This window comes from Mesorhizobium sp. M0898 (genome assembly GCF_040319695.1).
GTDB lineage: Bacteria > Pseudomonadota > Alphaproteobacteria > Rhizobiales > Rhizobiaceae > Mesorhizobium.
Map to the genome: position 1 here is coordinate 24,965 of NZ_JAMYOE010000013.1, position 26,541 is coordinate 51,505.

A 26,541-nucleotide genomic window follows, 5' to 3' on the forward strand; every position below is an offset into this window, starting at 1 on the left:
TCGATTCAAATTTTTGCTTGACATTTATGCTGTGACGCATATTCTTGAATCGATCCAAGAGCGGTTTTGCCCGCACATTGGATCGATACAAGAGGAGAGTGCCATGCACCCCGTCAATTATCTGTTCGAGGACATTTACCGGAACGACTGGAGCATCCGCTCGAGCGCGGAGGCCCGCAAGGGGCGCGACAGGACCGGTCCGTGGATTCGCGACCTGCGTTTCCTCGTAGGACGCAAGCGGAGCTGATCGGCGGCCTATTTTTTGTGCCCGCTGATTGGATCGATTCAAAAAGGAGATTAAGCCATGCACCCGATCAAGCATCTGTTCGAAGACATCTATCGCAATTATTGGGGCATATCGCCGGCCACCGAACGGCCGGAGCGGCGGCGTGTGGTCAAAACGGCCAAACGCGACGGCCAAGTCCGGCCCGAACGTCGCCAAGACTGACAGAACCGGCGAACCTGGCTGCCGCGTCAAGGGCGCGGCCGCACCAGCGCCGAGGCGGCCATCATCAGCCAGCCGCCGATGAGCAACGTGCCGCCGATCGGCGCCGACATCGGGAACAGCCGCGAGCCAAGGAAGTCGCGGGCCAAAAGATCTCCCGAGAACAGCAGAAGCCCGACGAGAAGGATGAGGCTTCCGGTTCGCAGGATGCTATTGCCACCGAGCAGCCCGACGGCAAGGAAGACCGGCGCATGCAAGAGCAGGAAGGATGCGGCCGTACCGACCAAAGCGCCGCCGAGATGCGCCGCCGCCGCCGAAAGCGCCACGCCAGCCGCGCCGCATAGGCCGCCGGCAAAAACCAGAATGCGGCCGCCTGCCGCGTGTTCATCCGTGCTCATGTCCACGCCTCCGTGATTCCTGGCGACCGCCTGAGATAGTGCTGCGAACCGTGTCAGGATTTGCCGGCTTCCGCCAGCATGTCGCGCTCGCGGCGCGACTGGACCAGCCAGTTATAGGCCGCTCCGCCCGCCATCAGAATGGATGTGCCGAGAAACACCGAGCGCATACCGAAATGGCCGCCGGCAAAGCCGCCGAGCAACGGTCCGGCGACCTGCCCGACATATTGTGCCGAGATCGACAAGCCCAGCACATTGCCGCCGACCCCGTCGGGCACATTGTGGCGGATGACGCTGGTGATGCAGGGCAAAAGACCGCCAAGCGCTAGGCCCATCAGGAAACGCAGGCCGACGAGTTGCCAGCCCTGGGTAACGAAGGCCTGCGGGATCAGCAGCAGCGCCGAGACGGCGAGTGCGGCAACGATGACGTTCCAGTGGCCGATACGGTCGGCGAGATTGCCGAGCCGCGACGCCGACAGGATGGCGCCGAGCGCTGCCGCTGACATGACGATGCCGGAGACCAGCGTGACCTGGCACTGATCTTCGATGAGCTGCTGGACATAGACGGTGATGATCGGCTCGATCGACATGGTGGCGAAACTCAACAGCATGCCGGTCGCCAGCATGGCGACGACGGGGCGCTTGTCGGGAATCTGCGACCAGCTGTCCTTCACTTTTTCTTCTGACGCGGCCTTGGCGGCAACCGGGCGAGGCGCCTCCTTGATCAGCAAGGTGGTTGCCAGAAAAGCCAGGAAAATGACGCCGCCGGCGAGCAGGAATGTGGCGCGTATGCCAATCAGCGGCGGCAGCGCGCCGCCGAGCAGCGGACCGACCAGGGCACCGGCGGTGATACCGGCCGACAGAACGCCCAGCGCCCAGCCGGAGCGATCCTTCGGCGTCTGCATGGCAACCAGGATGGTCGAACCCGAAGAATAGCCGCCGGCAAAGCCGATCAGCAGGCGCAAGAGCACCAATTGCCAGACAGTCTGCACCATGCCGGTCAGCGACATGCACAGCGCCATGCCGAAACTGGCGCGCACCAGCATCAGTTTGCGGCCGTAACGGTCGCCTAGCCGCCCCCACAGGGGCGCGACCAGCGCGGCGGCAAGGAAGGTGGCGCCGTAGGCGACGCCCGACCACTGCGCGATCGCCGCATGGCCCTCTGCGCCCAGCTGCTCGACGTAAAGCGGCAGGAAGGGCAACAGCAGCGTCATCGCTACAAGCGTGCTGAACGAGCCGGCAAAACACACGGCGAGATTGCGGCGCCAGTGGACGTTGTGCGTGGCGCGGTTGGCGTCTTGCGGCATGTCTGTCCTGTCCGGCCAGCTTGCATGGAACTTGCTGTGGATACCAATTTGGGATACCAAGCTGGTATCTGTCATGAACGCAAGCCCCGTCGCTGTCAATGCGGGCCTCTCAAACATGATCGACAAAGGCCGGCGTGATCGGCCAACGCCGGCCAGTGACCCGATTGCCGGAACGAATGACCTGAACGGAACGCCAATGTCGCAGATGCAGAACGTCGAAAAGCAGCTTCGCGAGATGATCCTCGGGCTCGAGATTGGTCCCGGCGAGCGGCTGACGGAGCGCTGGGTCGAAAGCCGCTTCGGCGCCTCGCGCACGCCGGTCAGGGCTGCGTTGCTGCGGCTCGAGACCGAAGGCCTGATCTGCCGCGATGGCCGCGGCTGGACGGTCTCGCCAATCAATCTTGCCGAGCTGGAGCAGATCGCCGTCTATCGCGAGGCGGTCGAGGTCGCGGCAGTCAGGCTGACTTGCACCTTGCAGGACAGAAGTGCCGTCGAAATCATCGAGGCGATGCTCGATTCTTGCGACGACAAGACGCCGCGCGAGGAATGGCATCGCGTCGGCAGGGATTTTCATATCGAGCTGGCACGCCTGTCAGGCAACGAGTTCCTGTTCAGAGCGGTTCGCGATGCGATGACGCGCCTGTCGCGCGCCCGCTGGCTCGAGGTTCGCGACGAGGCAGCGCTCGGCCGCGCCTGGGCCGAACACCATGCCATTCTGTCGGCGGTGCGGGCCGGCGATGCCGATACCGCCGCCCGCCTGCTTTCGGCCCATATCATCGGCAGCCGCGACCGGCTGGTGACCTCGCTGCGCAACGACCGGCGCGGCCTGCGCGCCCGTGGATTTGCCGTCGTCGCTTGAGTGAGGATCGGCTGCCATTGATCACGAAAAGAGCAGATGAGCGAAGAATGCTACTTTCGGTCTCGCTTCGCAAATGCCGATGGCGTAAGAGCGGCGATGGAAAACAACCGATTTGACACACCCGTGACCGTCAAGGGCGCGGCGGGAAGCAATCAGCTCTTGCGTACGGCCCGCGAGGCTTCCGACTACCTCCTCAACAATTGGCCCGGCAAGCGCAGCCCCAAGCACCGCGAAGCGTTGCAAGCCTGTCATGATGCGCTGGCCGGCGACAAGCCGGCCATGAACGCAAGACGGGCCTTCATTGCCGCCGCTCGTGAAGTGAACGTCTTCGTCAGCGACAAGGCGCCTGCCTGAGGCATAGCGGGATTTGACCGAGGCCCGGCCCGCCTGGCAGCCCGGATATCATCACTCTGCCGTTTCGGTTTTGGTTTGGGACTCGCTCTCGCCCTCGGGCTTCGATCGCTCCTTGGCTGCGACCTTGGCAGCCTGCTTTTCCGCCTTCTTGGCAGCCTTCTGCCGGTCGCGTTCCTTGCGTTCCTGACCGTAGTTCGGTGCTCGTGCCATATCGTTTCCTTTCGTTGTGCTTGGCCTTTGCCTAGGAGCATTGGACCGCAAACACAACACCGCAAGGCACGATCGGGCTCCATATCTCGGCGCAGTCCGGAGAGCCCGGCTTTTCAGGCGCCGTCGCGGTCGAGAACGAGATCGGCCGGCCCGAACCGGTCCTTTGCCGTGAATTGCTGGTGCCAGTAGGGATAGAGCACGGGCGGCCTGCTGACCACATCGAGCCGTGTGCGCTCCTCATCGGCAAGCACAAGGCTTGCAGCGGCGATATTGTCTTTGAAATGGGCTTCGGTTCGTCCGCCGATCACCAGCGAACTGACAGCGGGCCGGCCGAGCAGCCAGGCAAGCGCCACCTGCGCCGCCGACACGCCGTGATTATTGCCGATATCGATCAGCGTGTCGACGATCCGCCACAGCCGGTCCTCGTCGCGGATCGGCGGTTCCGACCAGCCGCTGAGCTGGCGGGCGGTCGGCTGGTCACGGTGGTATTTGCCGGACAGCAACCCGCCGGCAAGCGGGCTCCAGACCAGCACGCCGAGCCCCTGGTCGACCGAGATCGGCAACAATTCATACTCGGCCTCGCGCGCTTCCAACGTGTAATGGATCTGCTGGGTGACGAAGCGCGGCTGGTGATGACGGTCGCTGATCCCCAGCCCCTTCATCACTTGCCAGCCGGAATAATTGGAGCAGCCGACATAACGGACCTTGCCCTGCGCGACCAGCGTGTCGAGCGCGGCGATGGTTTCCTCAAGCGGTGTCAGGCCATCCCACTCGTGCAGGAAATAGATGTCGATGACATCCGTCCTGAGCCGCTTCAGGCTCCTCTCGCATTCGCGGATCAGATGGTAGCGCGACAGGCCTTCATCATTGGGGCCTTTGCCGATCCGCATGCGCGCCTTGGAGGCGATCAGCACGTCGCCCTTGCGCTTGCCGCCGAGCGCCTCGCCGATGATCTCTTCCGACACGCCGTTCGAATAGACGTTGGCGGTGTCGATGACATTGACGCCGGCATCGATGCAAAGGTCGATCATCCGGCGCGCCTCGTCGAGGTCGGTCTTGCCGACCGCCGAAAACGCGCCGCCGCCGCCGAACGTCATGGTGCCCATGGTCAGCGTTGAAACCTTCAGCCCGGAACGGCCGAGAGTGCGGTATTCCATGTCGTATCCTCACAATTTATCGGGAAAGGGCGTTGCAGACGACAGCCCTCAATGAACCAGCTATTTGTAGGATAATTCGTTCCGCTTGTCGCCCGTTCCGCAGGGCAAGCTCGATCACATCTTGCGGATTGAAACGCACAGCCAGCTCAGTAGTGGCTGCAATAAAACCGTCATTGCCGGCCTATACTAACATCGGTCCAGCGCTTCGATTTCCGGCCGCCGGGCCGGGCGGCAGAGCGCCTGACAGCGGCCGGCAAGGCCTGTAAGCGGAGCAGCGTAAATGACCGAGATAAAACAGAATTCCCCGGCCAGGGACTGGCTGGAAGCGGAACTCGCCGACACGCTGGATGAAGACTATGAACTGGAAATCTCGGAGCCGGCGCTGTCGATGGAGATCGCCAAGATCTACAAGAATGCACATCCGCCATCGATCGACCGCCTGCAGTATTTTCGCGATCTCATCACGCTGCAATCCGAGTTGATCAAGCTGCAGTCCTGGGTCGCCTATCACAAGAAGAAGCTCGTCGTGGTTTTCGAGGGCCGCGACTCGGCGGGCAAGGGTGGTGTTATCAAGCGCATCACCCAGAGGCTTAATCCGCGCATCTGCCGCGTCGCAGCACTTCCGGCGCCGACCGAGCGCGAGAAGTCGCAATGGTATTTCCAGCGCTACGTTCCGCATCTGCCGGCCGGCGGCGAGATCGTGCTGTTCGACCGCTCCTGGTACAACCGCTCCGGCGTCGAGCGGGTAATGGGCTTTGCCCAGCCGGATCAGGTCGAGGAGTTCTTCCGCGACGTTCCGGATTTCGAACGCATGCTGGTCCGCTCAGGCATTACGCTTGTCAAATACTGGTTTTCGATCACCGACGAGGAGCAGCAGATGCGCTTTTTGATGCGCATCCATGACCCGATGAAGCAATGGAAACTGTCGCCGATGGACCTCCAGTCGCGCGTGCGCTGGGAGCAGTACACCAAGGCCAAGGAAGAAACGTTCGCCCGCACCAATATCCCGGAAGCCCCGTGGTTCATCGTCGAGGGCAACGACAAGAAACGGGCACGGCTGAACTGCATCGACCATCTCCTCAAGCAGATGCCCTATGAGGAGGTGCCGCACGAGGAGATCACACTGCCGGAGCGCGTCTTCAATCCCGAATACGAGCGCCAGGTACTGCCGCGCGAACTGTATGTGCCGGAGAAGTACTGACTAAAGCGGCGAGGAGGGCGCCGCTCCATGGCGGCACCCTGCAACAAGCTAGGTGCGCTCGATGATGACATGCGTGGCCTTCGGTGTCGCGACCTGCTCGCTGCAGCGATAGCCGAGCTTGGGCATGTCGATGCCGGCAAAAAGGCTCTCGCCGGCGCCTAGCAGGACCGGTGAGATCGCCAGATGCATTTCGTCGATGAGCTTTTCCTTGAGATATTGCCGGATCGTAGAAACGCCGCCGCCCAGCCGTACATCCTTACCGTCAGCCACTGCCTTCGCCTTCTCCAGCGCTGAGTGGATGCCGTCGGTCACGAAATAGAAGGTCGTGCCGCCCTCCATGACAATAGGATCACGCGCATGGTGCGTGAGCACGAAGACCGGCACGTGGTAGGGTGGGTTGTCACCCCACCAGCCTTTCCAGCTGTCATCCGGCCATTCGCCGCGGATCGGCCCAAACATGTTGCGGCCGAGGATCCATGCGCCGACATTTTCGAAGCTGCGTGCCGCGAACGCCTCGTCGGTGTCCGTGGTCCCGCCATCCTTGCCGAGGACCATCTTGCGGAAGGTGCGGGTGCCGAACATCCATTCGTGCAGGGCTTCTCCGCCAACACCCAGCGGGTTCTTCAGGTCTTGGTCGGGACCGGCGCCGAAGCCGTCGATCGACAGGGTGAAGGCGCTGACGCGAAGTTTGGACATGAGAGCCTCCTCGATAGCCAATTGTGAGATGCAAGCAGTTATTGGGGTAGCTTAACTGATTGCATTTTGCAAGCGGTATTTTGAATCGCCGGCGGGGCAATCGCTTCCAAATCATGTTGGAATAACCAATCTCAATGTCGGCGCCGCCCGTCATCCGCCTGCCGGCAGCTTCTCCCTGTATAGTGACGGGGAGAAGGGGCTGGCCGCAACGTCGATGTTTTTGCAACGCTGGAGATTGGTGAAATCTTTTACGAACGCGTCTTTCTCCCTGCCACTTTACAGGGAGAAATGCCCGGCAGGGCAACGAGGGGCAGCGTAAACTTGAAGCGATGTCCTGCGGCGTTCCATGTCGCGCTTTGGACGAACGAACACTACTCGATGTAGACGCTACAAAGGCGCATCACCCCTTGAGCATCGCCGCCACTTCCGGCGCGAAGTAGGTCAGGATGCCGTCGCAGCCGGCGCGCTTGAAGGCGAGCAGCGATTCCAGCATCGCCTTTTCGCCGTCGATCCAGCCATTGGCGGCGGCGGCCTTGATCATCGAATATTCGCCCGAGACCTGATAGGCAAAGGTCGGCATCTGCAACTCGACTTTCAGCCGGCGGATGATGTCGAGATAGGGCAGGCCGGGCTTGACCATCAGCATGTCGGCGCCCTCGGCCAGATCCTGCTCGGCCTCGCGCACCGCTTCGTCGGAATTGGCGTGATCGATATAATAGGTCTTCTTGTCGCCCTTGAGCAGGCCGGCGGTGCCGACCGCCTCACGGTAGGGGCCGTAAAAAGCGGATGCGAACTTGGTCGCATAGGACATGATCGCCACATCCTGAAATCCATTGGCGTCGAGCGCATCGCGGATGGCACCGATCCTGCCGTCCATCATGTCCGAGGGGGCAATGATGTCGGCCCCCGCCGCCGCCTGGATGACGGCCGCCGCCGTCACTTGCTCCACCGTTTCATCATTGACGATAATACCCTCGCGCAAGATGCCGTCATGGCCATGCGAGGTGAACGGGTCAAGCGCCGCGTCGGTGATGATGCCGATCTCCGGCACCGCCCGCTTGATGGCGCGGGTGGCGCGGTTGATGATGTTTTCCGGATCGAGGATGTGCGAACCGGTCTGATCGCGCAGGCCGAGCTCCACATTGGGGAAAGTGGCGATCGCCGGAATGCCAAGCTTGGCCGCGCGCTCAGCCTCCTTGACGGCGAGGTCGAGCGACAGGCGGAACACGCCGGGCATGGCGGCGATCGGTTCGCGCACTTGTCTGCCGTCGACGACGAAGATCGGCCAAATCAGATCGTCGACCGAGAGCCGGTTCTCCTGGACAAGGCGGCGCGACCAATCGGCCTTGCGCATGCGCCGCAGACGCCGGCTGCCGGTGATCTCGTCGACGCTGCGCGCGCCGGCAGGCTTTGCAGGGGTGAATTTGTTCATCGCAAAAACTCCGGATCGGGCGGCTTTTACCACGAGCCTCCGCTGCTGACCAATGCGACACGATTGTGCCAGGGTCCTGTCGGGCGCTATTCTGGTTGGCCATTGCCCGACAGGATCTGCGCAGCACCCCGCATGGCGACGCGGAATGCCTCGTCGAAGCTGACGCCGCGCACTTGCCAATTGTAGCTCTTGCCATTCAAGGCAAGCCGCCAGTCGGCTATCCAGCCCAGTTCCTTGTCGCTCCAGACGATACTGCCGGCGAGCGCCTGGTCGGCTCCGGCCTTCCTGGCAAGCTGGTCCAGCGTCGTGATATCGGCATGGCGCAGGGCCTGGTCGTCAAGCTTCGAGGCCGACAGCAGTGACGCTTCGGGAAACACAATCGGCATGACCAGCGGACCGGTGGCATTAACGAAGGATTCGCGCATCGCCGCCCCGCGCTCATCGTCGGCGGTCAGCACGAACTGCCTTGTGCCTTGCTCCGCCGCCAGGAAAATTGCCAGGCGTGGCCGCTCGCCAAGCCATGGTTTGCTGCCAAGCGCGGCAAGCACCGGATCGATAACGTCAGGCCTGTACAGACAAGTGAGATCATGCGGCCGGTCATGGGTGCCTTGTTCGTCATGGATTGGAATGCCTTCGAGACGGTCGCGATAGCGGAATTCGGCAACGAAGCTGCCGGCCTTGTCGCGCAGCGCCGCCATCTCAGTTCTCTTCGGCAGCCGCTGATCGCCGGACACACGAACCAGCACCGCATCGAGGCAGGCCTTGAAGCCGATCTGCCTGTTGACCTCGCCCTGGCCGGTGACGATGGTCTGCGATTGATAGAGCTCGTCGACGGTTTCGGCCGATACGGGAGGAGTGTTCGCAGCGATCAGGCCGACCACCATAACAGCAAGGCGCGGCAACCAAGGCATGGTTCAACCTTCCGGTTCAAAGCGCCAGCATTAGCACTGGGTGACGCCGACGACCATGCAGCGGATTGGCCGCCGCCATTGACGCGGCCATGCGCCACGCTTTAGCACTTCACTCCCGGCGGGCGCGGGGAGGGATTCTCTGGCGATGGATTTTGGCGGAGGCGACGAGATTCGCTTCGAAAGATTGGGCAGGGCTGGCGTCGTCACGCTGACGCGGCCGCAGGCGCTCAATGCCGTAACCCACCGCATGGTCAAGGCGCTGGACAAGGCGCTGCGCAGTTGGGAGCGCGACGACGGCGTCGACGTTGTCGTCGTCAAGGCCGAGGGCAGGGCATTTTCGGCGGGCGGCGACATCCTCCACATCTACGAAGCCGGCCGCGCAGGAAGGCCTCCGGTCGATTTCTTCGCCGATGAATACCGGCTGAACGCCCGCATCGCCCGCTTCAAGAAACCCTATGTCGCGGTGATCGACGGCATCGTCATGGGCGGCGGCGTAGGTATCTCCTTCCATGGTTCGCAGCGAGTGCTGACCGAGAACGCCCAGTTTGCCATGCCCGAGGTCGGCATCGGCTTTTTCCCGGATGTCGGCGCCAGCCATTTGTTGCCGGATCTCGGCGGCAGCTTCGGCATGTATCTGGCGCTGACCGGCAACCGCATCCGCTATGGCGATGCTTTGTGGTCGGGCCTCGCCACCCATACGATCAAGGCGGAGGACCAGGCCGGCTTCCTCGACCGTCTGGCGGAAAGCGGCGACCCGGAATCGGTGCTGCGCGGCTGCTTCGTCCCGGCCAGGCGCGAGACCGACAGGCCGACGCTGGAAGCCATCGCCCGGCATTTCGCGCAGCCGTCGCTGGCCGATATCGTCGCCAGTCTGGAGCGGGCAGCCGCTGCCGACGAGTTCGCGGCGAAGACGCTGGCCACCATCCGCACACGTTCACCGACCAGCCTGCATGTTGCATGGCGCCAGATTAGCGCCGGGCAGACGTTGTCGATGGACGAGTGCATGAAAATGGAGTTCCGTATCCTCAACCGCATGCTTGCCGGGCACGACTTCTATGAAGGTATCCGCGCCGCCATCATCGATAAAGGCTCGACGCCGCAATGGCGGCCGGCAGGTATCGATGACGTCAGCGCCGCCAACGTCGATGCCTATTTCGCACCGCTCGGCGAACGGGAACTGAAGCTGTGAGCGAGGTCGCCTCGAGACGCGTGGTGCTGCAGCCCTCGACGATCGAGGTCATCTTCGCCTGGTTCCAGCGCGTCATCGCCGGCTACTGTCTGCTGTTCGGCATCTTGTACTGGATCCGGCTGATCGGCTTTTACCCCGGCCCGTTGTGGCGCTTCGACCTGATGCCGGTACACTGGCAGGTGGCGGCGGTGGTGCTGGCGGTGTTTTTTCCGTTCGCTGCCGCCGGCCTGTGGATGCTGGCGTCCTGGGGGCCGGTGATCTGGTTCATCTGCGCGGTGACCGAGTGCGTCATGTATGCTGGCTTCCCCGAGTTGTTCGGCCACCGGCCGCTGATCGTCGCCTCGCACCTTGCGGTGGCGCTGCTCTACATAGTGTTCCGCGTGGTGATCTGGATCCAGAAGCGGCAACCCCGGCGATAGCAATTCCGGCCAGGATCGTTGGCTAAATCTTTAGGTTAATTATCCTTGCTCGGGTGACCGTCCGTTAAGCCTCTTTCGAAACCCCTTACCGGTAAGCTCTTGTTAGCCTTGGCGTTTAAGTCGAATTTTATGAGTATTCGATAGTGTCGCGATCAAGGTGAAGAACAAAAAATCACCGGGCGACAAACGAGAGGCAAAGACAATGATCAATTCGCGTCCGGCGGCGAAGACCGCCAACGTATCCGATGACCGCCGCGAGGCGATCCGTTCGCTGTACATGGAATCGCTGCAGCTGGTCGAGCGGCTGCATCGCCGTCTGCTTGATGTGATCAAGGACGAATTCGACCGCAACGGTCGCTCCGACATCAACGCCATCCAGGCGCTGCTCCTGTTCAACATCGGCAATTCGGAGCTGACCGCCGGCGAACTGCGCTCGCGCGGCTATTATCTCGGCTCGAATGTCTCCTACAATCTGAAGAAGCTGGTCGATCTCGGCTTCATCAACCACCAGCGCTCGCGCATCGACCGCCGTTCGGTGCGGGTTTCGCTGACGCCGAAGGGCAATGAGGTGGCGGAAGTCGTCGCCGGCCTCTACGAGCGCCATGTCGGTTCGATCGAGCAGGTTGGCGGCATCAACACGGAAGAGTTCAAGCAGATGAACCGCGCCCTGCAGCGCCTGGATCGGTTCTGGAACGATACCATCGCCTACCGGATGTAATCGCATCCGCCGCATCTAGATCTGAAGCTGGACTACGGAAGTGCTGCCGCGGAGTGGACCAAAGGCCGGTGCCGAAAAGCACCGGTCTTGCCGTTTCGTCAGGCCGGCCGATCCAAATTCGAGCAACAGCCACGTTGCCGCCATATTCCAATGGAACCGAAGATGCGGGTGATGCTGGGGCCAAAGCCGTGCATTTGTCCTGTGCTCAAGTCACTTCCCATGTGGTTTTACACCGAAGTGATGCGGGCCATGGTTGGCTAATTGTTAAGAAGCCAACTCTAGAGTGCGGGCGAGACCGCCCGGTGGGTTGAATTGTAGCAAGAATGTCTGGAACGTCCATGAGAACCAGCCGCCGTTTCTTCCTTTCAGGAGCCTCCGCGCTCGCAGCCGCAATGGTCGCCGGCCGCGCCAGTGCGCAGGATGTGATCGGGGATATCCTGAAATCCTCGGCGCGCGGCAATTGGGACGACCAATTCGATGCGCGTGCCAGCGAAGGCGGCAAGGTTGCCTCGACGCTGCCGATCTTCAGCCTGCAGACGGTGTCCTTCACCGAGCAGGCGATCATGCAGTATCAGAATATCGTCGCGCAAGGCGGCTGGGAACAGGTTCCAGACACCAAGAAGCTGCAGCTTGGCGTCGAGGATCCCGATGTGGTGCCGCTGCGCAGGCGCTTGATGATATCGGGCGATCTGGCGCAGAGCGCCGGGCTCTCGGAAGCGTTCGATTCGTACGTCGACTCGGCGCTCAAGCGCTTCCAGTTGCGTCACGGCTTGCCGGCCGACGGAACCACGGGCAAATATACTTTCGCGGCAATGAACGTGTCGGCGCCGGTTCGGCTTGGTCAGCTCCAGACCAATCTGCAACGGCTGCGTGAGCGGGCCGGCACGCTTGGCAACCGCTATGTTCTGGTCGACATCCCGGCGGCGCAGATCGAGGCTGTCGAGAACGACCGCGTTGTGCTGCGCCACACCGCAATCGTCGGCAAGATCGATCGCCAGACGCCGATCGTCAATTCCAAGATCAACGAAATCATCGTCAATCCGTACTGGAACGCGCCGGTCTCGATCGTGCGCAAGGATATCATTCCGCTGATGCGGAAGGACCCCGACTATCTCAAGGATAGCCATATCCGCCTGTTTGCGCCGGACGGCAGCGAGGTCGACCCAATGACGGTCGACTGGTCGACCGATGATGCCGCCAAATACCGCTTCCGCCAGGATCCCGGTTCCGGCAACGCGATGGCCTCAGTCAAGATCAATTTTCCCAGCCCGGACGGCGTCTACATGCACGACACGCCGCAGCAGAGCCTGTTCGGCAAGCTGATGCGCTTCGATTCCTCTGGCTGCGTGCGGGTTCAGAACGTGCGCGACCTCGTCACCTGGATTCTGCGCGACACACCGGGCTGGGATCGCCAGCATTTCGAGGCGGCGATCAAGACCGGGGAGAACACGCCGGTGCAGGTCACCAATCCGGTGCCGGTTTATTTTCTCTACGTCTCGGCCTGGTCGACAGGGCCGGGCGTGGTCCAGTTCCGTGACGACATTTACGGCCTCGACGGGGCCAACGAGCTGCAGATCACATCCGCGCTCTAAGCAGCTGAGTTCATTTGCAAAAAGGCCGCCGGAAGGGCGGCCTTTTTCGTTGCCGGGGTCTTTCGCGGCAAGCTTTGCTGGACTGATTGCCGGCAAAGAACGCGTGGCGCTGTAGTCGGAAATCGCATCATGCATGTCGCAATGTTCATTCTGGTCGTGCTCATCTTCGTCGCCGTTTCGGGCGCGCTGGTCCGGCTGGTGCGGGTGCCGCTGCCGGTACTGCAGATCGCCATCGGCGCGGCACTGGCTTGGCCGGTGCGCGGAATGCATGTCGAGATCGATCCCGAGCTGTTCCTGCTGGTGTTCATCCCGCCGCTGCTGTTCAGCGACGCCTATGGTGCGCCCAAGCGCGAACTGATCGCGCTGCGCGGGCCGATCCTCGACCTCGCCATCGGGCTGGTCTTCTTCACCATTGTCGGCTTCGGCTACGCTTTGCACTGGCTTGTCCCGAGCATCCCGCTCGTCGTCGCTTTCGCACTTGCTGCGGTGCTGTCCCCGACGGATGCGGTGGCCGTCTCCTCGATAGTCGACAAGAGCCTGGTCCCGGCCCGGCTGATGCACATCCTGGAGGGCGAGGCGCTGCTCAACGATGCGTCGGGCCTCGTGATGTTCCGCTTTGCGGTGGCAGCTGCCTTGACCGGCAGCTTCTCCTTCGTCGCGGCATCCGTGACTTTCCTCTATGCCGTCGCTGCCGGCATCCTGGCCGGCGTGGCTGCCTTGTTCGTCGCCGCCAAGGTGCTGCAATTGCTGAACCGTATCGGCGGCGTGCCGTCCGAGGCGCAGGTGCTGGTCATGGTCCTGCTGCCGTTCATCGCCTATCTCGGCGCCGAGAATGTCGGCGCCTCGGGCATTCTGGCGGCGGTCACGGCCGGAGTGCTCACCGGCGGTTCCGGGATTTTCCGCTTTCTCGGCGTCTCGGCGCGCATACAGACCGTATCGCTGTGGACGACGCTATCCTTCGTCTTCAACGGCGCGCTGTTCATCCTGCTCGGGTTGCAGCTTCCCGAAATCATCGGCAACGTGCCGCCTGAGCTCGGCAGCCGCTATCCGGTCATCCAGCCAATCGCCACGGTGGTCGCGCTGACACTATGCCTGATCGGGCTGCGCTTCCTGTGGATCTGGGTCGGCGACATCGCGACGCGCGTCTCGGCGCGATTACGCGAGCAGAAGGCCGAGCCGTTCGGGCTGCGCGTCCGGATCGCCGGCTCTGTTGCCGGCGTGCGCGGCGCCATCACGCTGGCCGGCATCCTGTCGCTGCCGCTCACCATGCCGAATGGTTCGCCCTTTCCGGCGCGCGACGTGGTGATCTTCCTCGCCGCAGGCGTCATCATCTGCTCATTGCTCATAGCCAGCCTTGCCTTGCCCAAGGTGGCACGGGGGCTGGTCGAGCCGGGCGAGGATCCTGGCGCTGCCGAGGAGCGTCTTGCGCGCGTGGGCGCGGCCAACGCCGCCATCGCCCGCATCGAGAGCATGGCCGGCGCGACCGACGGCGATGAAGGGGAAATACCCGGCGCCCGGCTTGCCGCCGCCGACAGCATCGTCGCCGGCTACCGTCGCCGCATCGCTGCCTCCGACGAGGCCGACGAGGCGCGCGCCGAGGCCCGCGAGGCCGGACGGCTGGAGCTCGAATTGAGGCTGGCGGGCATTGAGGCCGAACGCGCAGCGGTTCGCGCAATGTTTCGCAGCGGCCAGATTAACGACCATACGATGCAGGCGCTGTTCACCGAGATCACGCTCACCGAGGCCCTGCTGAAGGGCCGGCAGGCAAGGAAATAGAGGCTGCCAGTCTCTCTGGCGCAATCCGGCCAGCAAATTTCGCGCTGCAAACGTGGCGGGCCGAAAGCAACTGTGTTAATGGCGCGACAGACCCCGAACCTTGAGGATTTCAGCCCATGGCAACAGCAGCGGCAGTGTCGAACAAATTCGAATCCTTTTTCGAAACCACGCTTGCCGATGCCGACCCCGAGATTTTCGGCGCAATCCGCAACGAACTCGGCCGCCAGCGCCACGAGATCGAGCTGATTGCCTCGGAAAATATCGTCTCGCGTGCCGTGCTCGAGGCACAGGGGTCGATCATGACCAACAAATATGCCGAGGGCTATCCGGGCAAGCGCTACTATGGCGGCTGCCAATTCGTCGATGTCGCCGAGGAACTGGCCATCGAACGCGCGAAAAAGCTGTTCGGCTGCAACTTCGCCAACGTCCAGCCGAATTCCGGTAGCCAGATGAACCAGGCGGTGTTCCTGGCGTTGCTGCAGCCCGGCGACACCTTCATGGGCCTCGACCTCAATTCCGGCGGACACCTGACACATGGCTCGCCGGTCAATATGAGCGGCAAATGGTTCAAGGTCGTCTCCTATGGCGTACGCCGGGACGATCATCTGCTCGACATGGATGCGATCGAGAAGACCGCCCATGAGACCAGGCCGAAATTGATCCTGGCCGGCGGCACAGCCTATTCACGTGTCTGGGACTGGAAGCGTTTTCGCGAGATCGCCGATTCGATCGGTGCCTATCTGATGGTCGACATGGCCCACATCGCCGGCCTGGTCGCCGGCGGCATGCATCCGTCGCCGCTGCCGCATGCCCATGTGGTCACCACCACGACGCACAAATCGCTGCGCGGGCCGCGCGGTGGCATGATCCTTTGCAACGACGAGGATATTGCCAAGAAGATGAATTCGGCCGTCTTCCCCGGCCTGCAGGGTGGACCGCTGATGCATGTGATCGCCGCCAAGGCGGTGGCTCTGGGCGAGGCGCTGAAGCCGAGCTTCAAGATCTATGCGGAGAGCGTCGTCGCCAATGCCAAGGCGCTGGCCTCCAGTCTGCAGGAAACCGGTCTCGACATCGTCTCCGGCGGCACCGACAACCATCTGATGTTGGTCGACCTGCGTCCCAAGAACGCCACCGGCAAGCGCGCCGAGGCTGCCCTTGGCCGCGCCAACATCACCTGCAACAAGAACGGCATCCCCTTCGATCCGGAAAAGCCTTTCGTGACATCGGGCGTTCGGCTCGGCACGCCGGCCGGCACCACGCGCGGCTTCGGTCAGGCCGAGTTCCGGGAGATCGGCAAGCTGATCGCCGAAGTGCTGGATGGACTGAAGGTCGCCAATTCCGACGATGGCAATGCGGCCGTCGAGGCAACCGTGAAGGCAAAGGTGGCGGCATTGACGGATCGTTTTCCGCTTTACCCGTATCTTGGTTGACGCAGGGCGTCGTTCCCCCAACTGTGACGGCGCCGATCAACTGGGCACGGCTGCATCTCGGAGACGCTTGATGATGATGCGAATTTTCCGTTTCGCCAGTGTTGGCGCTGCCTTGCTCACCTTAGCCACCTCGCTACTCGGCGCGGCCTTTGCGCAGACCGAGCCGACCCCGGCAGCACCCAAGACAGAGACCTTCGGCAGTTGGTCCACCACGGTGGACGAGGTCAACACCGGCGAGGATGTGCGCAAGACCTGCGCCGCCTCGACGGTCTTTTTCGACGCTAACGGCACCAGTGGCACCCTCACGCTGGCCATCTCGAATGGCGACGTACTGCCACCCGAGGGCTATCCGAGCCTCATCATCGCCGTGAGAAACAGTGACTTGCCCAAGGGGGACAACATCCCGGCGGTGTTCCGCGATGTCAACGACAAGATCAAGGCTGGTTTTCATATTATCGCCGACGGACAGTGGATGATGGACAACAAACCCGAGACCACGGTTGCCATACTGCGTGCCATGCGCCGTACCAGCGCCCTCGATGTCAGCTTCGCCGACAAGCCGGTCGCGACGATATCGATGGACGGCTTCACCAAGGCCTATCGCTATCTCGGCACGTCCTGCGGCTTCCCGACCGGCGACGTCGCGCCCTGATTGGCGGACCGCTGTCAACTGATTGCCGCTCTCGCAATTTTCCTCGCGCCTCGCTATCTCTGAGGCGCGATCGGTCATCGGCCATACTTTGCCATCGTGGCAAAAACCTCTAAGCCGTTCGCACTACGAGAATCGCGAACCGAAGGCTCTCCATGCGCTGTCCCTACTGTCAGTCCGAAGATACGCAGGTGAAGGATTCGCGCCCTGCCGAAGACGGCGCAGCGATCCGCAGGCGGCGCGTCTGCCCGGATTGCGGCGGCCGCTTCACCACTTTCGAGCGCGTCCAATTGCGCGATCTCGTCGTGGTGAAGAAGTCTGGACGCAAGGTGCCGTTCGACCGCGACAAGTTGCTGCGCTCTGTCGAGATCGCGGTACGCAAGCGCAATGTCGACCCGGAACGTATCGACCGGGCGGTGACCGGCATCGTGCGCCAGCTCGAAAGCTCGGGCGAGACCGAGGTGGCCTCGGGGGAAGTCGGCCGGCTGGTCATGGAGGCGCTTAAGTCGCTCGATGATGTCGCCTATGTGCGCTTTGCCTCCGTCTACCGCAATTTCCGCGAGGCCAAGGATTTCCACGACGTGTTGGGCGAACTCAAAGGCGACGAGCCCAAAACCGACGAGCCCAGGGGCGAAGAGCTGAAGAGCGAAGAGGACGCCAGCTGAGCATGGCAGGGTCCGGACGCCGCACGGCTGAACAAGAGGTCCTCGATCGCCGCTATATGGCGGCAGCCCTCAGGCTGTCGCGCAAGAATGCCGGGCGGACCTCGACCAACCCTTCCGTCGGCACGCTGATCGTGCGCGATGACGGCGACGGGCCGATGATCGTCGGCAGCGGCGTCACCGCCGTCGGCGGCCGGCCGCATGCCGAGACCGAGGCTTTGGCAGAGGCCGGCGAACTGGCGCGCGGCGCCACCGCCTATGTAACGCTGGAGCCCTGCGCCCATCACGGCCGCACGCCGCCTTGCGCCAATGCGCTGGTCAGTGCCGGCGTGGCGCGTGTGGTCGGCGCTGCCAGCGATCCTGACCCGCGTGTTTCCGGCAAGGGCTATGCAATCTTGCGTGCCGCCGGCGTCGAAGTGGTGGAAAAAGTGTTGGCGGCCGAGGCTGCGGAGCAGATGGCCGGCTATTTAATTCGATCTCTGAAAAAACGCCCGGAAGTGATCCTGAAACTTGCGCTTTCGAGCGACAACAAGATCGGCGTGAAAGGCGAGGGACAGCTCTCCATCACCGGCGATATCGCCCGGCGCGAAGTCTATCTGATGCGCGCCGAAGCCGATGGCATTTTGATCGGCATCGGCACCGCACTGGAGGACGATCCGGCGCTGACGGTTCGGCTTCCGGGACTGGAGAGCCGTTCGCCGGCGCGCATCGTACTCGACCGTCAGATCAGGCTACCCGAGACTTCGAAACTGGTCGCCGGCGTCGACCGTGTGCCGCTCTATGTCGCTGCCTGCGCCGAGGCCGATCCGCACCGGCGCGCCGCGCTCGAACGTGCCGGCGTTCGCTTCATCGGTACGGAGACCTATGAAGGCGATATCGCGCTGCCGGAACTGTTCGAGGATCTGGCGGCGCTCGGCATGGCAAGCGTCCTGGTCGAGGGCGGCGCGAGGGTGGCCAAGGCGTTCCTCGACGAACAACTGGTCGATCGTATCGTGCTGTTTCAGGGGCCGGACGCGATCGGCGGGGGCGGCATTGTATCGCCGATCGATGCCAACAATATCCCGCCGGGATTTCGCAAATTGCGCAACATGCGTTTCGGCGAAGATACATATGCGGAATGGATAAGAGACATCTAGGACCGACCTGATGTTCACGGGGCCAAACTAATGTTCACTGGAATCGTCACCGATGTCGGCACCGTCGCTGCCGTGAAGCCGCTCAGGGAAGGCGTCGGTTTGCGTATCGACACCGCTTACGATCCGCAGACCATTGCCATCGGTGCCTCGATTTCCTGTGGCGGCGTCTGCCTGACGGTGACGGGATTGCCGGAAGACGGCGCCAACGCACGCTGGTTCGAGGTCGAGGCCTGGGAAGAAGCACTCAGGCTGACGACCGCGATGGGCTGGAAATCCGGCACGCGCATCAACCTGGAGCGGGCGCTGAAGATCGGCGACGAGCTTGGCGGCCATATCGTGTCGGGCCATGTAGACGGCATGGCCGAGATCGTGGGGCGCAAGGAGGAAGGCGACGCCGTTCGCTTCACCCTGGATGCACCGCGAGAGCTGGCCAAATTCATCGCGCCCAAGGGCTCCGTCGCACTCGACGGCACTTCGCTGACCGTCAACAACGTCGAAGGCAGCCGCTTCGACGTGCTGTTGATCCACCACTCACTGACGGTCACCACCTGGGGCGAACGCCAGGTCGGCGATCGCGTCAATCTCGAGATCGACACCATGGCCCGCTATGCGGCGCGACTGGTGGAGGCGGCTAAAGAGGGGCTTTGAGGCGCTCGTCCATAAAGCCCATTCCCTGATGCGACCGCCGCCGAGTTGGCCTTGAAAGTTCCTTCGGCAATCTTCCGCTTGCGATCAAACCGGCTTCGGCCTAAGTCACCGGCGATCCCCGGAGACATCTATGGCAGGCACATCCCAACACGGCAAAGCGTTCATCCGTCCGAAGAAGAAGGCCCACCTTCTTGTCATCGAGGCGCGCTTTCACGACGACCTTGCCGACGCGTTGCTCGAAGGCGCGACAAAGGCCCTCGAGGAAGCGGGCGCGACATACGATGTCGTCACCGTTCCGGGCTCGCTCGAAATCCCGGCGGTGATTACCTTCGCGCTCGACGGTGCCTCCGAAGGCGGGACGAACTATGACGGCTTCGTCGCCCTCGGCACGGTGGTCCGCGGCGACACCTATCATTTCGATATCGTCGCCAATGAATCCAGCCGTGCCCTGATGGACCTGTCCGTGCAGGATGCGGTCTGCATCGGCAACGGCATCCTGACCACCGAAAATGACGAACAGGCCTGGACACGGGCCAGGCGTTCGGAAGGCGACAAGGGCGGCTTTGCCGCGCGTGCGGCGCTGACCATGATCGCTCTAAAGGAACAGCTGGGAGAGCGAACGTGAGCGAACCCGCTTCGCCCGGCCAGCCTGCGGTTCGCCATGCCAACAAGCGCGGTGCTGCCCGTCTGGCCGCCGTGCAGGCGCTCTACCAGATGGACGTCGCCGGCAGCGGTGTGTTTGAGATCACCGCCGAGTACGAGGCGTTCAGGCTCGGCAAGGAAGTCGATGGCGCGCTCTATCGCGAAGCCGATGCGCAATGGTTTCGCGCCATTCTTGCCGGCGTTGTCGAGCACCAGAAGACCATCGATCCAGTCATCCGACAGGCGCTGACCGAGGACTGGCCTCTGTCGAGGCTCGATTCCACATTGCGCGCCATATTGCGCGCCGGCGTCTATGAGCTGATGCAGCGCGAGGACGTGCCGGTGGCGGTCATCGTCTCCGAATATGTCGACATCGCCAAGGCATTTTACGAGGAAGACGAGCCGAAACTGGTCAATGCGGTGCTTGATCGCGTGTCGCGCCGGGTGCGTGGCGAGGGCCGCGGCAAGGACGCCTCATGACTGCTATCGTCGCCGTTGGGGCGGGCAAGGAAGCGCGTCGCACCGCCTTCATCCTCGCAGCCTCGCAGGCGATCATCGGCTCGGCCGCACCCATCGCCATTTCCATGGGCGGATTGGCCGGGCAGTACCTGCTCGATGCTGACAAGTCGCTGGCAACCGCGCCGATCACCGGTTTCAATGTCGGCGTGGCGCTCGGTTCCCTGCCGGCCGCGGCGATCATCCGCCGGCTCGGCCAGCGCGACGGCTTCATGACCGGCACAGCGGTCACGGCGCTTGGCGGGCTGGTCGCCACGCTGGCGCTGTTTCATGCCAGCTTCTGGCTATTCGCTTTCGGCTTGGCCGTGATCGGCATCGGGGGCGCTTTCGTCCAGCAGTTCCGCTTTGCCGCCGCCGACAATGCGCCGCCTGAATTCAAGGCGCGCGCCATCTCCTTCGTGCTGGCCGGCGGCATCGTCACCGCCATCCTTGGACCGCAGATCGTCATCTTCACCGGCGATCTGTTCTCGCCGGTGAAGTTTGCCGGCTCGTTTGCGTCCATCCTGGTGCTGGCGGCGGTCGGCGCCGCCATTCTCTCTTTGTTGCGTATCCCGGCCAACGCAACCGAGAAGGTGGAAATTTCCGACAGCGACGCCCGGCCGCTCTCGGAAATCGTCATCAGGCCACGCTTCGTCGCGGCGTTGTTTTGCGCCGTCGGCAGCTACGCGCTGATGAGCTTCGTCATGACGGGCGCGCCGCTGGCCATGGTCGGCTGCGGCCTTTCGACCGACGACGCCACGCTCGGCATTTCCTGGCATGTGATGGCGATGTTCGCGCCGAGCTTCTTCACGGGGTCGCTGATCTATCGCTTCGGCGCTGAGCGGATCCTGGCCATCGGCCTGGTGCTGCTGATTGGCTGCGCCATAGTGGCGCTGTCAGGGTTGGCACTGTGGCAGTTCTGGACGGCGCTGATCCTGCTCGGCCTTGGCTGGAACTTCAGCTTCATCGGTGCCACCGCCATGGTGGCCGACAGCTACCAGTCATCCGAAAAAGGCAAGGTCCAGGGGTTTCACGATTTCGTCCTGTTCGGCTCCGTCGCCTTCGCCTCGCTGATGTCGGGGGCGGTCTACAATGCCTGGGGCTGGGAGATGTTGAACTGGATGATTTTCCCGGTCGTCGTGCTGTGCTTCGTGGCACTGGGCGTGTTGAAGATGACGGGCTTGCGCGCGGCCAGCTGACGTCACGCTGTCGGGACGAGGCAACGGCGGAGTCACTCGCATCCGAACAAAATTATTGCGCCCATCCCCTTTCTTATGAAACCGTGTACCCCGACGGGGCATCGAAGCCATGCTCATATGCGGCAGCCGTATTCCGGTTCACAGCAAGGGATTTGTGAGATGTTTTCAATCAAGGTTCTGGCCGGCGCTGTACTGGCGCTCGGAGTTGCGTTGGCCTCGGCGAGTGCCCAGGTGGTGGTGTCGTCGAAGATCGACACCGAGGGCGGCGTGCTCGGCAATATCATCCAACTGGTGCTGAACGCCAACAATATCCAGACCACCGACCGCATCCAACTCGGCGGCACACCTGTGGTGCGCAAGGCGATTACAGCCGGCGAGATAGACGTCTATCCGGAATACACCGGCAACGCCGCCTTCTTCTTCGAGAAGGCCGATGATCCGGTGTGGAAAGACGCCGCCAAGGCCTACGAGACTGCCAAGAAGCTCGACTACGACGCCAACAAGATCGTCTGGCTGTCACCGTCACCGGCGAACAATACCTGGGCGATCGCCCTGCGCAAGGAGGTCGCCGATACCAATAAGCTCGTCACCCTTTCCGACTTCGGCAAATATGTCTCGGGCGGCGGCAAGGTGGTGCTGGCGGCCTCCGCCGAGTTCGTCAATTCGGCGGCCGCGCTGCCCGCTTTCCAGAAGACCTATGGCTTCACGCTGAAGCCGGACCAGTTGATCACGCTGTCGGGCGGCGACACGGCGGCGACAATTGCCGCCGCAGCCAACCAGACCAACGGCGCCAACGCCGCCATGGTCTATGGCACCGACGGCGGCATCGCGCCCTCCGGCCTCGTCGTGCTTGAGGACGACAAGGGTGTGCAGCCGGTCTACCAGCCGGCGCCGATCATCCGCGAGGCGGTGCTGAAGGAGCATCCGGAGATCGAGACGCTGCTGAAGCCGGTGTTCGCCAAGCTCGATCTCGTCACGTTGCAGGAGTTGAATGGTCGCGTGCAGGTTGGCGGCGAGCCGGTCAAGGGCGTCGCCGAGGACTTTTTGAAAAAGAACGGCTTCCTGAAGTAAGGCGATTCCGGCGCTCCGCTTTCGAGGTGCGCCGGATCGGCCGATGGGGGAGGGCGTGCGCATCCGGTTCGACAAGCTCGGCGTGGTCATCGCGGCGATATCGGCCTATGCGGCTTTTGCGGCGCCATTCGCCACCTTCCGCGCCAATCGCATCGTACCCGGCGAGGCGCGCTCGATCCTCGAATCTTTGCCTGCGACGGTCGGTCCGCTGTTGATGGCGATTGTCGTCGCAGCGGCGCTCATTGCGCTGCTGAAAACGCCGCTTGCTCTGCGCCTCGCCGCCAGTGTGGTTGCGCTTGCAGCGCTGGCGCTGCTGATCGGCGTCGCCGGCAGTTTCCTGACACCCGCCGGCAACACCTTCGCCCGTATCTCGCCGGCTTCGGGCTTTTGGCTGCTCATCTTCGCCTTCACGCTTCTGCTCGCCGACGTGCTTACGCGGCTGAACCTGTCGCCGCAGGCACGGATCGGCGTGCTTGTTGTCGCCGCCGCGGCGATCGGGCTGCTGCTCGTCTCGGGAAGCTGGAACAGCCTGTCGATCCTCAAGGAATATTTCAATCGCGCCGATAGTTTTTGGGCGGAAGGCTCCAAGCACGTGACGCTGGCGCTGGGTTCGCTGGCGGCAGCGGTGATTATCGGCCTGCCGCTCGGCATCCTCTGCCATCGCGTCGAGAAATTGCGGGCCGGCGTGCTCAACGTGCTGAACATCATCCAGACCATTCCTTCGATCGCGCTGTTCGGCCTCTTGATTGCACCGCTCGGCTGGGTCGCTTCGCATGTTCCGGGTGCTGCCGCGCTCGGCATTCGCGGCATCGGTACAGCGCCGGCTTTCGTCGCTTTGTTCCTCTATTCACTGCTGCCGGTAGTGGCCAACACCGTGGTCGGCCTTGCCGGTGTGCCGCGTGCCGCCAACGACGCAGCGCGCGGCATGGGCATGACCGACCGCCAGCGGCTGTTCGGCGTCGAGTTTCCGCTGGCCTTCCCGGTGATCCTCACCGGCATCCGCATCGTGCTGGTGCAGAATATCGGCCTCGCCACGATTGCCGCGTTGATCGGCGGCGGCGGCTTTGGCGTGTTCGTATTCCAAGGGGTCGGCCAGACGGCGATGGACCTGGTGCTGCTCGGTGCTGTTCCGACGGTGGTGCTGGCCTTCGCCGCTGCCATCATCCTCGATGCAGTGATCGAAATGAGCGCCAGCAAGCGCAGGGTTGAAACGGCATGATCGAGATCGAAGGCGTCACCAAGCGCTTCGGCGAGACGACAGTCGTCGACGACGTGTCGATAGTAATCGAGCCGCGCAGCATCGCCGTCATCGTCGGCACCTCCGGCTCCGGCAAGACGACGCTGCTTCGCATGATAAACCGGCTGGTCGAGCCGACATCGGGCGTGATCAAGCTCGACGGCGTCGACAACCGCTCGGTCCCGGATTATGAGCTGCGCCGCAGCATCGGCTATGCCATCCAGGGCCACGGGCTGTTTCCGCATCGCACGGTGGCGCAGAACATCGCCACTGTGCCGGTATTGCTCGGCTGGGACGCCAACCGCATCAAGGCCCGCGTCGACGAGCTGATGACGCTATACCAGCTCGACCCGCAAGCCTACGGGCCACGCTATCCGCATGAGCTTTCCGGCGGTCAGCAGCAGCGCGTCGGCGTCGCCCGGGCGCTTGCCGCGGAACCCAACGTGCTGTTGATGGATGAGCCCTTCGGCGCGCTCGATCCGATCATCCGCAACAAGGCGCAGGAGGATCTGCTGGCGATCCAGAAACGCTTCGGCACCACCATCATCCTCGTCACCCATGACATGGAAGAGGCCGTTCACATGGGCGACAAGATCGCGGTGATGGATGGCGGCAAAGTAGTGCAATATGCCGCGCCGGCCGAGATACTGGCGAAACCGGCCAGCGCGTTTGTCGAGACCCTGGTTGGCGCCAGTGAAAAACCGTTCCGGCTGTTGTCGCTTGGCCGGGTGCGCGACGCGGTGGAAAAAGGCACGGCCGAAGGCGAGGCGATCCCCGGTGACGCCAGCCAACGCGACGCGCTCGCCGAACTCCTGTGGTCGGGCCGCCCGGCACTTCCGGTGAAAGATGCCGACGGCAAGCCGCTTGGCCGCGTCACTGTGGACGGGCTGGTTAAGCGCGCGGCGAGGCCTGCATGAAAGCCTGGTTTCCCTTGCTGCTCAGGCTTGCCCTGGTGGTGATGCTTATTGCCTTCGTCACCAATCCCGGCTGGTTCGAACCGCTGCTGAAGCCGCTGACAGAGAACAACGCGCCGGTAATCTACAATCAGGGCAGCCTTTTGACGTTGACGCTGCTGCATCTGCGGACCGTGCTGATCGCGACCGTTGCCGCGACGGTCGTTGCGGTCGCGCTCGCCATTCTGGTCACCAGGCCAGCCGGCGCCGAATTCCTGCCGCTGTCGCGCAGCCTGGTCAATATCGGCCAGACCTTTCCGCCGGTGGCGGTGCTGGCGCTTGCCGTGCCGGCCGTCGGCTTCGGCGAAAAGCCGACGCTGATTGCGCTGTTTCTCTACGGACTGCTGCCGATCTTCGAGAATGCGCTGACCGGCCTGACGACGCTGCCGGCCAACGTAGTCGAGACGGCGCGTGGCGCCGGCATGACCGGCTGGCAAAGACTGGTCAAGGTCGAGCTGCCGCTCAGCGCGCCGATCATTCTCGGTGGTATCCGGCTGTCGGTGGTGATCAGCCTCGCCACCGCGACCATCGGCTCGACGGTAGCGGCGAGGACACTGGGCGAGGTGATCATCGCCGGCCTGCTGTCGAACAACCTCGCCTTCATCCTGCAGGGTGGCCTGATCGTCGCCGCCCTTGCCGTGCTGATCTATGACGGGCTGTCGGCGGTCGAGCGCTATACCGCCCGGCGCATGGGACGCGAGCCCGAGTAGCGTCTCGGGGCGAAGTTCGCTCTTTTTTCAGTGGCCGGTCGACCGCGTCGGATGATCGAGCGTCAGTTCCAGCGTTGTGCTCGTCTCGCCGGTGATCCAGCGGCGGCGGATGATGGCGAAGTCGTGCTGTGTGTCGGCTCTAACCACAGAGACCAAGTCGCCCACCGCGCAATCACTGTCGAGATCGAGGGCTTCGACAGTCTCGGCAATGTCTTGCTTGCCGGCATAATGTCTCGCAATGGCTGTGAGCACGATGATCACTGGCCCACCCGTTGCGCGATCTTCGGGACTCGGCGATTGATGAGTGCGATGCCCCGATCTTTCAGCAGGAGTTCTTGCCATGACCGCGCGTTTCTCCAAGATCGTCATGTGTTTGTGTCTGGCGGCTTTCGCCTTCCTCGTCGCCTTCGGCAACATCACCGATTACGGCTCAAACTTCGCCTTTGTCCAGCATGTGCTGAGCATGGACACGACCTTTCCCGGCAATGCACTGATGTACCGCTCGATCATCAACCCGTCGCTGTGGACGGCTGGCTACTGGCTGATCATCATTGGCGAGGCTCTGACCTGCCTGCTTTACCTAATCGCCGCCTGGCAACTCTGGCAGGCACGCAACGCCAGCGGACAGGCTTTCAACGATGCCAAGAAGTTCGCCATCATTGCCGCCACAATGGGCTTCCTCGTTTGGTATTTCGGCTTCATGGTCGTTGGCGGCGAGTGGTTCGCCATGTGGCAGTCTTCGACTTGGAATGGTCAGGAGGCGGCGTTCAAATTTTACATCACCATGCTGCTGGTGCTGGTCTTCGTCGTCCAGCCGGACGGGGACCCGCGTAAAGCCTGACCACTGTTCGCCGATTTCAACCGATCTAACCGGATGGCAGTGTCGACAGGCGCTGCCGTCCAGCCTTTTGGGCGAAACCCGGGATCTTTTGGGCGAAAGCCGGACAGGAACGGAACAATATCTTGACGTTCCGAGCCCTGTTTCGCATAAGCCGCTGCGAAGGGACGGATTCCGGTTGCGGAAAATTCGTCCCCTGTCTCAACGGCC

At 62.8% G+C, this 26,541-nt stretch carries 31 protein-coding genes; 23 read left to right on the plus strand and 8 right to left on the minus strand.

What is annotated here, in order from left to right; all coding sequences use genetic code 11:
• Nucleotides 1-103: 103 nt before the first annotated feature.
• Nucleotides 104-247: a hypothetical protein gene (locus tag NKH90_RS16070; RefSeq protein ID WP_352472030.1), complete on the plus strand. Its 144-nt coding sequence runs from the start codon at nucleotides 104-106 to the stop codon at nucleotides 245-247.
• A gap of 57 nt (nucleotides 248-304) precedes the next feature.
• Nucleotides 305-448: a hypothetical protein gene (locus NKH90_RS16075; RefSeq protein ID WP_352472029.1), complete on the plus strand. Its 144-nt coding sequence runs from the start codon at nucleotides 305-307 to the stop codon at nucleotides 446-448.
• Nucleotides 449-474: 26 nt separating this feature from the next.
• Here NKH90_RS16075 and NKH90_RS16080 read toward each other — a convergent pair whose 3' ends face one another.
• Entirely contained in the window at nucleotides 475-843 is a 369-nt protein-coding gene (locus NKH90_RS16080) for a DUF423 domain-containing protein (RefSeq protein WP_352542399.1), read from the minus strand.
• A gap of 53 nt (nucleotides 844-896) precedes the next feature.
• Entirely contained in the window at nucleotides 897-2,147 is a 1,251-nt protein-coding gene (locus tag NKH90_RS16085; RefSeq protein WP_352820053.1) for a multidrug efflux MFS transporter, read from the minus strand.
• Nucleotides 2,148-2,343: 196 nt separating this feature from the next.
• Here NKH90_RS16085 and NKH90_RS16090 point away from each other — a divergent pair, with 196 nt between their 5' ends.
• Nucleotides 2,344-3,006 (plus strand): GntR family transcriptional regulator, encoded by a 663-nt coding sequence (locus NKH90_RS16090; RefSeq protein ID WP_352472024.1) that lies wholly within the window; start codon nucleotides 2,344-2,346, stop codon nucleotides 3,004-3,006.
• 96 nt (nucleotides 3,007-3,102) lie between these two features.
• The gene (locus NKH90_RS16095) at nucleotides 3,103-3,360 is read left to right on the plus strand and encodes a DUF982 domain-containing protein (protein WP_023674477.1); all 258 of its coding nucleotides are present in this window, start codon (nucleotides 3,103-3,105) and stop codon (nucleotides 3,358-3,360) included.
• 51 nt (nucleotides 3,361-3,411) lie between these two features.
• Here NKH90_RS16095 and NKH90_RS16100 read toward each other — a convergent pair whose 3' ends face one another.
• Together NKH90_RS16100 and NKH90_RS16105 are read right to left on the minus strand one after the other, a co-directional pair.
• Nucleotides 3,412-3,570, minus strand: coding sequence for a hypothetical protein (locus tag NKH90_RS16100; RefSeq protein WP_254817539.1), 159 nt, complete (start codon nucleotides 3,568-3,570; stop codon nucleotides 3,412-3,414).
• Nucleotides 3,571-3,683: 113 nt separating this feature from the next.
• Nucleotides 3,684-4,727: an aldo/keto reductase gene (locus tag NKH90_RS16105; protein ID WP_352472022.1), complete on the minus strand. Its 1,044-nt coding sequence runs from the start codon at nucleotides 4,725-4,727 to the stop codon at nucleotides 3,684-3,686.
• Nucleotides 4,728-5,007: 280 nt separating this feature from the next.
• On the opposite strand from NKH90_RS16105, the gene ppk2 reads away from it, so the two are divergent.
• Nucleotides 5,008-5,928, plus strand: a complete 921-nt coding sequence (gene ppk2, locus NKH90_RS16110; protein WP_352472021.1) for a polyphosphate kinase 2 — start codon at nucleotides 5,008-5,010, stop codon at nucleotides 5,926-5,928.
• Between the two features lie 48 nt (nucleotides 5,929-5,976).
• Here ppk2 and NKH90_RS16115 read toward each other — a convergent pair whose 3' ends face one another.
• From NKH90_RS16115 to NKH90_RS16125, 3 genes are all read right to left on the minus strand, one after another.
• Nucleotides 5,977-6,624, minus strand: coding sequence for a dihydrofolate reductase family protein (locus tag NKH90_RS16115; protein WP_352472020.1), 648 nt, complete (start codon nucleotides 6,622-6,624; stop codon nucleotides 5,977-5,979).
• 400 nt (nucleotides 6,625-7,024) lie between these two features.
• Nucleotides 7,025-8,056: a porphobilinogen synthase gene (gene hemB, locus NKH90_RS16120; protein ID WP_352542426.1), complete on the minus strand. Its 1,032-nt coding sequence runs from the start codon at nucleotides 8,054-8,056 to the stop codon at nucleotides 7,025-7,027.
• 86 nt (nucleotides 8,057-8,142) lie between these two features.
• Nucleotides 8,143-8,967, minus strand: a complete 825-nt coding sequence (locus NKH90_RS16125) for a DUF8605 domain-containing protein (RefSeq protein WP_352472018.1) — start codon at nucleotides 8,965-8,967, stop codon at nucleotides 8,143-8,145.
• A 145-nt stretch (nucleotides 8,968-9,112) separates the two neighbouring features.
• Between NKH90_RS16125 and NKH90_RS16130 the strand changes: the two genes are divergently transcribed.
• The 17 genes from NKH90_RS16130 (at nucleotide 9,113) to NKH90_RS16210 (ending at nucleotide 25,493) form a co-directional block, all read left to right on the plus strand.
• Nucleotides 9,113-10,156, plus strand: coding sequence for an enoyl-CoA hydratase/isomerase family protein (locus NKH90_RS16130; protein WP_352820054.1), 1,044 nt, complete (start codon nucleotides 9,113-9,115; stop codon nucleotides 10,154-10,156).
• Entirely contained in the window at nucleotides 10,153-10,575 is a 423-nt protein-coding gene (locus tag NKH90_RS16135) for a DUF6163 family protein (RefSeq protein ID WP_023674485.1), read from the plus strand. Before NKH90_RS16130 ends, NKH90_RS16135 begins: the two co-directional genes overlap by 4 nt.
• A gap of 202 nt (nucleotides 10,576-10,777) precedes the next feature.
• Entirely contained in the window at nucleotides 10,778-11,293 is a 516-nt protein-coding gene (ldtR, locus tag NKH90_RS16140; protein WP_023674486.1) for a transcriptional regulator LdtR, read from the plus strand.
• Between the two features lie 338 nt (nucleotides 11,294-11,631).
• On the plus strand, nucleotides 11,632-12,885 hold the full coding sequence (locus NKH90_RS16145; protein WP_352820055.1) for a L,D-transpeptidase family protein: 1,254 nt from the start codon (nucleotides 11,632-11,634) through the stop codon (nucleotides 12,883-12,885).
• A 129-nt stretch (nucleotides 12,886-13,014) separates the two neighbouring features.
• Nucleotides 13,015-14,661, plus strand: coding sequence for a Na+/H+ antiporter (locus tag NKH90_RS16150; RefSeq protein ID WP_352820056.1), 1,647 nt, complete (start codon nucleotides 13,015-13,017; stop codon nucleotides 14,659-14,661).
• Nucleotides 14,662-14,777: 116 nt separating this feature from the next.
• Nucleotides 14,778-16,091 (plus strand): serine hydroxymethyltransferase, encoded by a 1,314-nt coding sequence (gene glyA / locus NKH90_RS16155; protein WP_352820057.1) that lies wholly within the window; start codon nucleotides 14,778-14,780, stop codon nucleotides 16,089-16,091.
• Between the two features lie 70 nt (nucleotides 16,092-16,161).
• Entirely contained in the window at nucleotides 16,162-16,743 is a 582-nt protein-coding gene (locus tag NKH90_RS16160) for an invasion associated locus B family protein (RefSeq protein WP_352820058.1), read from the plus strand.
• 152 nt (nucleotides 16,744-16,895) lie between these two features.
• Nucleotides 16,896-17,405, plus strand: a complete 510-nt coding sequence (nrdR, locus tag NKH90_RS16165) for a transcriptional regulator NrdR (protein ID WP_352456580.1) — start codon at nucleotides 16,896-16,898, stop codon at nucleotides 17,403-17,405.
• Nucleotides 17,406-17,407: 2 nt separating this feature from the next.
• Nucleotides 17,408-18,538, plus strand: a complete 1,131-nt coding sequence (ribD, locus tag NKH90_RS16170) for a bifunctional diaminohydroxyphosphoribosylaminopyrimidine deaminase/5-amino-6-(5-phosphoribosylamino)uracil reductase RibD (RefSeq protein WP_352820059.1) — start codon at nucleotides 17,408-17,410, stop codon at nucleotides 18,536-18,538.
• Nucleotides 18,539-18,568: 30 nt separating this feature from the next.
• Nucleotides 18,569-19,186 carry a riboflavin synthase gene (locus NKH90_RS16175; protein WP_352820060.1) on the plus strand — a complete coding sequence of 206 codons (618 nt, stop codon included), beginning with the start codon at nucleotides 18,569-18,571 and terminating at the stop codon, nucleotides 19,184-19,186.
• Between the two features lie 130 nt (nucleotides 19,187-19,316).
• On the plus strand, nucleotides 19,317-19,811 hold the full coding sequence (gene ribH / locus NKH90_RS16180) for a 6,7-dimethyl-8-ribityllumazine synthase (protein ID WP_352820061.1): 495 nt from the start codon (nucleotides 19,317-19,319) through the stop codon (nucleotides 19,809-19,811).
• A complete protein-coding gene (gene nusB / locus NKH90_RS16185) occupies nucleotides 19,808-20,308 on the plus strand; it encodes a transcription antitermination factor NusB (RefSeq protein ID WP_352449306.1) in 501 nt (166 codons plus the stop codon). The genes ribH and nusB overlap by 4 nt, the downstream gene beginning before the upstream one ends.
• A complete protein-coding gene (locus tag NKH90_RS16190) occupies nucleotides 20,305-21,522 on the plus strand; it encodes an MFS transporter (protein WP_352820062.1) in 1,218 nt (405 codons plus the stop codon). The genes nusB and NKH90_RS16190 overlap by 4 nt, the downstream gene beginning before the upstream one ends.
• Before the next feature lie 159 nt (nucleotides 21,523-21,681).
• A complete protein-coding gene (gene osmF / locus NKH90_RS16195; protein ID WP_352472009.1) occupies nucleotides 21,682-22,593 on the plus strand; it encodes a glycine betaine ABC transporter substrate-binding protein OsmF in 912 nt (303 codons plus the stop codon).
• Between the two features lie 43 nt (nucleotides 22,594-22,636).
• Complete coding sequence (locus NKH90_RS16200) at nucleotides 22,637-23,812, plus strand: ABC transporter permease (protein ID WP_352501519.1); 1,176 nt, start codon at nucleotides 22,637-22,639, stop codon at nucleotides 23,810-23,812.
• The gene (locus NKH90_RS16205; RefSeq protein ID WP_352770060.1) at nucleotides 23,809-24,747 is read left to right on the plus strand and encodes an ABC transporter ATP-binding protein; all 939 of its coding nucleotides are present in this window, start codon (nucleotides 23,809-23,811) and stop codon (nucleotides 24,745-24,747) included. The genes NKH90_RS16200 and NKH90_RS16205 overlap by 4 nt, the downstream gene beginning before the upstream one ends.
• Nucleotides 24,744-25,493, plus strand: coding sequence for an ABC transporter permease (locus NKH90_RS16210; protein ID WP_352820063.1), 750 nt, complete (start codon nucleotides 24,744-24,746; stop codon nucleotides 25,491-25,493). Before NKH90_RS16205 ends, NKH90_RS16210 begins: the two co-directional genes overlap by 4 nt.
• Before the next feature lie 27 nt (nucleotides 25,494-25,520).
• Here NKH90_RS16210 and NKH90_RS16215 read toward each other — a convergent pair whose 3' ends face one another.
• Entirely contained in the window at nucleotides 25,521-25,754 is a 234-nt protein-coding gene (locus NKH90_RS16215; protein WP_352820064.1) for a hypothetical protein, read from the minus strand.
• Nucleotides 25,755-25,833: 79 nt separating this feature from the next.
• Between NKH90_RS16215 and NKH90_RS16220 the strand changes: the two genes are divergently transcribed.
• Nucleotides 25,834-26,334, plus strand: a complete 501-nt coding sequence (locus NKH90_RS16220; protein WP_352820065.1) for a DUF2165 family protein — start codon at nucleotides 25,834-25,836, stop codon at nucleotides 26,332-26,334.
• Nucleotides 26,335-26,541: the final 207 nt, after the last annotated feature.